This window comes from Nonomuraea sp. NPDC049784, assembly GCF_040659615.1.
Taxonomy (GTDB): domain Bacteria; phylum Actinomycetota; class Actinomycetes; order Streptosporangiales; family Streptosporangiaceae; genus Nonomuraea.
Genome location: NZ_JBFAMX010000537.1, coordinates 1 through 7,031, shown reverse-complemented (window position 1 = coordinate 7,031; position 7,031 = coordinate 1). Strand labels below are relative to the sequence as shown.

Here is a 7,031-nt window from a genome sequence, read left to right as displayed (position 1 = left end):
CGCCTGCCCACCGCCGAGCAGCGGCTGGCGTGGCTGGCGCAGACGCTGCGCGAGCTGCCCGGCTCCGGCATCGTCTACACCCTCACCGTCGCCGCCGCCCACGAGATCGCCGGATACCTGCGCGAGCAGGGGTTCGAGGTGGCCGCCTACTCCGGGCAGACCGACCCGGCCGAGCGGCTGGCGGCTGAGGAGGCGCTGCTGAACAACAAGCTCAAGGCACTCGTGGCGACGAGCGCGCTGGGGATGGGGTTCGACAAGCCGGATCTGGGGTTCGTGGTGCACGTGGGGGCGCCGCAGTCGCCCGTCGCCTACTACCAGCAGGTCGGCCGGGCGGGGCGCGGGGTCGAGCGGGCCGAGGTGATCCTGCTGCCGGGGACCGAGGACCGCGAGATCTGGGCGTATTTCGCCTCGCTGGCGTTCCCGCCGGAGCCCGTCGTGCAGACCACGCTCCGTACGCTCGGAGAAGGCGGCGTCATGTCCACACCGGCGCTCGAAACGGCCGTCGACCTGAGCCGGAGCCGGTTGGAGATGATGCTCAAGGTGCTCGACGTGGACGGCGCGGTCCGGCGGGTCAAGGGCGGCTGGGAGGCCACCGGTGAGCCGTGGGCCTACGACGCCGAGCGTTACGCCCGCATCGCCGCCGAACGTAGGGCCGAGCAGGAGGCCATGCTGGGCTACCTGACGACGTCCGAGTGCAGGGAGGAGTTCCTGCGCAGGCACCTCGACGACGAGGCCGCCAGGCCGTGCGGGCGCTGCGACAACTGCACCGGGCGGCACCGCTCGCCGGAGATCGGCGCGCAGGCCGTCGAGAGCGCCCGCCAGCGGCTGAGCAGGCCGGGCGTCGAGATCGAGGCACGCAAGCAGTGGCCGACCGGGCTGTCCGACCTGTCCGGGCGGATCAAGCCCGAGTTGGGCGCCGAGCCCGGCCGGGCGCTCGGCAGGCTCACCGACATCGGGTGGGGGAACCGGCTGCGGGAGCTGCTCAACGGGGACGACGGGTCCATGCCCGACGACATGTTCAAGGCTGTGGTGCAGGTGCTGTCGGCCTGGGACTGGCGCGAGCGGCCCGTCGCCGTGGTGAACGTTCCGTCCGCGACGCGGCCCACGCTCGTGCGCGCGTTCGCCGAGCGGCTGGCGTCGGTGGGGCGGCTGACCTACCTGGGGGAGCTGGGATATCGGTCGGGATCGCCAGGACAGCAGTTCAACAGCGCCAAGCGGGTGCAGGCGGTCAGGGGCACGCTCGCCATGCCCAGGGAGCTGAGTGCCTCGATCGCCGGGTGCGGCGGACCGGTGCTGCTCGTGGACGATCGCGTCGACACCGGGTGGACGATGACGCTGGCGGCGGCCCTCATCCGGCACGCGGGCGCCCCGGCGGTGCTCCCGCTCGCCCTGGCCACCACTACCTGACGCCCATGGTCAGCAGGTCGTAGTCGGCGAAGACCGGGCTGACGTGGACGTTCGTGGCGTTCATGCCGCGCAGCAGCAGGGGGCTCGACCAGGTCAGCGGCACGAGCACCGCCTCTTCGGCGAGCTTCTGCTCGACCTGGTTCCACAGGGCGTCCCGCTTGGCGGGGTCGAGCTCGGCTCTGGCCTTGTCCATGAGGTCGTCGATGGCCCTGACGCGGACGCTCACGTTGAACGAGTACGACTTGGCGTTGATCTTCCTGCTGTCCGCGATCAGCGCCAGGAACGCGTCGGGGTCCGGCCAGTCGGCTCCCCAGGGCTTGGCGATCAGGCCTACCTTGTTCTGCTTGAGGTATTCGGGGCTGCCGCCGTATTTCTTGAAGAAGTCCACGGTGGGGACGGACTTCAGGGTGAGCTTGATGCCCACCTGGGCGAGGCTGCGCTGGACCACCTGGGCCGCCTTCTGTTCGTAGGCCATGTCCCGGTAGATGTAGGTGGTGGCGAACCCGGACGGATGCCCGCACGCGGCCAGCGACTCCTTGGCGGCCTGCGGGTCGCCGTCCGCCTTGAGGTTCTGATCGCGCCAGCGATGGCCAGGGATCGTGGGCGGCAGGAGCGATGTCGGGGCCTGTGCCTGCGCGGTCCCGTAGGCGAGGGCGAAGTCCTTGAGCCTGAGCGCGCGGACCACCGCACGGCGGCACTCGACGTTGTCGAACGGCGCCACCTCCGGATTGATCGCCAGCATGCGCACGGACGTCGTCAGGGGTGTGTCGGCCCGTTTCTTGAGCGCCGGATCGCTGAGCACCCCTGGCATGCGTTCGTCCGGGACGAGGGGGCCGAGGGTGGCGTCGCCGTTCTGCAGCCGCTGGTCGGCGTTGGTGAGGTCGTATTCGATCTCGTACCGGTCGGGCAGCGCTCTGCGATTGGGGTCGGTCGCGGCGTCCCACTGGCTGTTGCGGACGAGGGCGATCTTGGACAGGTCGCTGGAGGCTTGCTCGATCTTGTAGGGGCCCGAGGCGACGATGTTCGCCCGTGTGCCGTCGCGCGCGGGCATGGGGATGGTCACGGGGAGCTGTACGACCTGGTCGAACATGGAGTACGGCTTCTTGAGGTGGAAGACGATCGTCCGGTCGTCGGGGGTCTGGATGGCCGAGTCGGTGTTCACGTTCGGCGACTTGCTCGCGCCCTGGTAACCGGTGGGGAGGTCGAGCAGTTCGCGGAAGTAGTCGGAGGTCCCGAGGACGCTGGGGTCCAGACTGCGGAGGATCGCGTACTTGACGTCCTTTGAGAGGATCGCGGCGCCGTCCTGATATTTCACGCCTTGTCGGAGTTTGTAGGTCCAGGTCTTGGCGCCGTCGCTCGGGATGCCCAGCGATTCCGCCAGGTCCGGCACGATCTCCGTTCCGGCGGCTCCCGGCGCCGGCCTGAACATCGTCAGCGCGCGCCCGTAGAGCCGGACGAGATTGAGGGAGGGGCCCTGGTAGATCTTCCCCGGGTCGGTGGAGTCCATGGGCAACGACGAGACGATGCGCAGAGTCCCGCCTCGCTTCGTGGAGGGGTTCGCGACCGACGTGACCGCCGTCCCGAACTGGGCCTCCAGCGAGTGCGTGGGGGAGGGGCCCGGTAGGGTCCGGGTGTCCGCCTGCGCCACGAGCCACACCGCGACCCCGGTCACCAGGGCGGTGGCCGCCGCCCCTGCCGAGATCAACGCCGCCCGTCGCCGTCGCCGCTGGGGCTGGGTCGTGGGCCCATGCTGGGGAGGCGTCACGGGCCCGCCCACCGGATAGGGCATGGGCCTGTAAGCCTGAGGCGCGCCGCCCGGGAGTGCTCCGGCCTGAGGCGCCGGGGCCTGGATCGGCTCGCCATGGGGCCCGCCGCTTCCGGCCCGAGCCCCGCTGGCCGGTGGCGTTCCACCGTAAGGCGCGCCGCCGGCCCAGAGGCCCGGAGTGCTGTTTCCCTCGGGTGGGGTGTGCAGCCGCGGCCCCCCTGCCGCCTCCGCGGGATACGCCTGCGGGCCGCTTGACGGCTGTGCTGGCGGGGGTGGCGTCGTACCTGGTGAGCCTGGAGGCGGCGAGGTCATGCCCGGCGAGCCGGCCGTGCCGGCGCGGATCAGGTCCCGCACCAACTGCTCGGCAGTGGGCCGATGCCGGGGATCCTTGGCCAGGGAGGCCCACAGCAGCGGCGCTATTTCCCCCGGCACACCCGACAAATCGGGATCCATGTTGAGGATGCGATGCATCACCACGGGCAGCGGCCCGAACCCGAACGCCACCCGCCCCGTCGCCGCGAACACCATCGTCCCCGCCCAGGCGAACACGTCGCTCGCCGGAGAGGCCTCCCCGAGGAACTGCTCGGGCGCCATGAACGCGGGCGTCCCCACGATCCCGGTCGTCAGGCTCTGGCTGATGTCGAGCGCCCGCGCGATCCCGAAGTCGATCACCCGGGGGCCGTCGGGACCCAGCAGGACGTTGCTCGGCTTGAAGTCCCGGTGCACCACCCCGGACCCGTGAATGGCCACCAGCGCAGTGGCGGTCGTGATCGCCAGGCGCATCAGCGCCGGCCCCTGCACCGGCCCTTCCCCGGTGACCTGGTGCTGCAGGGACGGCCCGTCGACGTACTCGCCGATGATGTAGGGCTGCTCGTCGTTGACGGCTCCGACTTCGAGCACGCGAGCCGTGCAGAACTCCGCCACCCGCCGCGCCGCCTCGGCCTCGCGGCGGAAGCGGCGTACGGCCTGCTCGTCGTCGGCGAACCTGGCGTGCAGCAGCTTGATCGCGACCCGCTCGCCGGAGGGGGAGATGCCGAGGTAGACGCTGCCCTGGCCGCCCTCGCCGAGGAAGCCTGTGACCTTGTACGAGCCGACCGATGAAGGATCGCCCGGCCGTAACGGACGCACACCCCGCATCCGGCTCCTTAAGTCGTACTAAATCCCGACCTGCTCACCATAGTGGCGAAGAGCCGTTCACAACGGGGAACCCGCTCCAGAGCACCATCGGGCCACCACGGGCGGCGGTCATCGCCCGAGCAGCTGATCCGCTGCTCGAGCGCGGAGACAACGGGGCCGGTCAGAACGGCGGGCGGGCGCCCAGGTGCATGATCGCCTTCGCCGCCAGCCGGCAGCCCGAGGCGAGCGCCTCCGCCGGTGGCTTGCCCGCCAGCCAGGCGGGCAGGAAGCCGGCGCTGAACGCGTCGCCGGCCCCCGTCCCGTCGACGATCTTGTCGACCGGCTCGGCGGCCACGTGGACAGGCTCGGGGCGGCCGTTGCCGTACCAGAGGGCGCCTTCGGCGTTCATCTTGATGACGACCTGCGGGAACCACGCGGTCAGCACCTTGGCGGCGGCCTCGGCGTCGTCGCGCCCGGTCAGCACCTTGGCCTGCTCGATGTTGGCGAACAGCAGCTTGGCCCCGTTGGTCCACTCCAGGAACGGCTCCGCCCCCGTGCGGTCCAGAGGCGCGGAGGAGGCGCAGTCGACCGAGATCGACATCCCCCCGCGTCTGGCCATGTCGAGCGCCGCGAGGCCCGCGTCACGCGAGCCCTCGTTGATCAGCGTGTAGCCCGACAGGTGGAGGTGTGTGCCTCCCGTGAACAGGTCGCGCGGCAGGTCCTCCGGCGACAGCGCCGCGTTGGCACCCGGGTCGGAGAGCATGGTGCGCTCGCCCTTGTGCGTGACGAGCACCACGCAGGTGCCGGTCGGGCGCTCGGGGTCCATGACGAGCCGGGCGTCGACGCCGTAGCCCATCAGCTCCATATCGCGGTTTCGCCCCGTGATGTCGGCGCCTCTGCGGCCGATGAAGGCCACCTCGGCACCCTCGACGGCCAGCCACGAGGCGATGTTCGCCCCAGAGCCGCCGCCGTGCATGGTCACGATCGCCGGGGTGTCGCTCGCCCTGGCTAGCGCATAACGGGCGCGCGCGACCGCGTCGGTCATGAGATCGCCCACCACGACGACCCGCGTCATGATGTCACCACCTTGCTGCCTTCAGAACGAGCCTGGCCACGGCAAAACTAACAGCTTCCGGGCTGCTCGTGGGGCGGACCCGGGACACCGGGCTGTAGTCGATGCACAAGCGTTGCCCAACAGCGGCTCTGGTCTTGGCATATGGGATGCGGGTTTACGCTCGTGATTGTGGAGGCACACTATCCGGCCCACTGGGAGGCCGATGTCGTCCTGGCCGACGGTGGCACGGCCCACGTCCGTCCCATCAGACCCGCCGACGCGGACCGCCTCCGCTCCTTTTACTCGCGTTTGTCAGACGAGTCGATCTATTTTCGATTCTTCGGGCCGAGGCCCCGGCTGTCCGACAGGGAAGTCGAGCGGTTCACGAACGTCGACTACGTTAACCGGGTCGCCCTTATCGCCACGATCGGCACCGAAATGGTCGCCGTCATCCGTTATGACCGCACCGGCCCGGGTGAGGCCGAGGTGGCCTTCCTCGTCGAGGACGCGCACCAGGGCAGGGGAGTGGCCTCCGTGCTCCTGGAGCACCTGGCGGCCACGGCCCGCGAGAACGGCATCGAACGCTTCGTCGCCGACGTCCTGCCCGCCAACATGCGCATGATGGGCCTGCTGCGCCAGGCCGGTTACACGGCCCAGAGCCAGTTCGAGGACGGCGTCGTACGCATGACGCTCGACCTCACCCCCACCGAGACCTCGACGGAGGTCACGCTCGCGCGCGAGCACCGGGCCGAGTCCAGGTCCATCGCCAGGCTGCTCACCCCCGGCTCGGTCGCCGTCATCGGCGCCTCCCGCGAGCCCGGCGGGGTCGGCCAGACCGTCCTGCGCAACCTGCTGGCCGCCGACTTCACCGGCCCCGTCTATCCGGTGCACCGGGAGGTGCGGGCCGTGGCGGGCGTGCGGGCGTATCCGAGCGTGGGGGCCATCGACGGCGACGTGGACCTGGCCGTGGTGGCCGTGCCCGCCTCCGGCGTGATCGACGTGGTCAAGGAGTGCGCGGAAAAGGGCGTGCACGGGCTGGTGGTGGTCTCGTCGGGGTTCGGGGAGACGGGTCCCGAGGGCAGGGCCCGGCAGGATGAGCTGGCCCGCATCGCACGTTCTTACGGGCTGCGCGTCGTGGGCCCCAACTGCCTCGGCATCGCCAACACCGACCTCTCCGTCAAGCTCAACGCCACCCTCGCCGCGACCCTGCCGTGCAGGGGCAAGGTGGGGTTCTTCAGCCAGTCGGGCGCGCTCGGCACCGCGCTGCTCCAGCGGGTGGCGCAGCGCGGCATGGGCATCTCGACGTTCGTCTCCGCCGGCAACAGGGCCGACGTCTCCGGTAATGACCTGCTGCAGTATTGGGAGGAAGACGACTCGACCGAGGTGATCCTGCTTTATCTCGAGTCGCTCGGCAATCCACGCAAGTTCACCCGGCTGGCCAGGCGCATCTCCCGGAGCAAGCCCGTCGTGGTGGTCAAGAGCGGCGGCACCCCCGCCGGGCACTCGGCGGAGGAGCTTGGGCTGCCGGACTCGGCGATCAGCTCGCTGTTCGAGCAGGCCGGGCTGATCAGGGTCGACGACCTCATCCAGCTCTTCGACGTCGGCCAGTTGCTGGCTTATCAGCCGCTGCCAGCCGGGCCCAGGGTCGCGCTCGTGACCAACTCCGACGCGCTCGGCCTGCTCGCCGCC

The 7,031-nt window shown here is 70.5% G+C and carries 4 protein-coding genes; 2 read left to right on the top strand and 2 right to left on the bottom strand.

The window, feature by feature from the left end; genetic code table 11:
- A partial coding sequence (locus AB0J09_RS50945; RefSeq protein WP_360708675.1) for a helicase-related protein occupies window positions 1-1,407 on the top strand: 1,407 nt, incomplete at its 5' end.
- Here AB0J09_RS50945 and AB0J09_RS50940 read toward each other — a convergent pair.
- On the bottom strand, window positions 1,400-4,309 hold the full coding sequence (locus tag AB0J09_RS50940) for an ABC transporter substrate-binding protein (protein ID WP_360708672.1): 2,910 nt from the start codon (window positions 4,307-4,309) through the stop codon (window positions 1,400-1,402). The two genes, AB0J09_RS50945 and AB0J09_RS50940, sit on opposite strands and share 8 nt — an antisense overlap.
- Window positions 4,310-4,469: 160 nt before the next feature.
- Window positions 4,470-5,363, bottom strand: coding sequence for a sugar kinase (locus tag AB0J09_RS50935; RefSeq protein ID WP_360708669.1), 894 nt, complete (start codon window positions 5,361-5,363; stop codon window positions 4,470-4,472).
- 141 nt (window positions 5,364-5,504) lie between these two features.
- Here AB0J09_RS50935 and AB0J09_RS50930 point away from each other — a divergent pair.
- The coding region (locus AB0J09_RS50930) for a GNAT family N-acetyltransferase (protein ID WP_360708666.1) at window positions 5,505-7,031 on the top strand (1,527 nt) is incomplete at its 3' end.

Bases quoted from the DNA above. Each gene is read 5' to 3' on its own strand.
- AB0J09_RS50940 (WP_360708672.1), bottom strand. From the start codon at position 4,309: ATGCGGGGTGTGCGTCCGTTACGGCCGGGCGATCCTTCATCGGTCGGC.
- AB0J09_RS50935 (WP_360708669.1), bottom strand. From the start codon at position 5,363: ATGACGCGGGTCGTCGTGGTGGGCGATCTCATGACCGACGCGGTCGCG.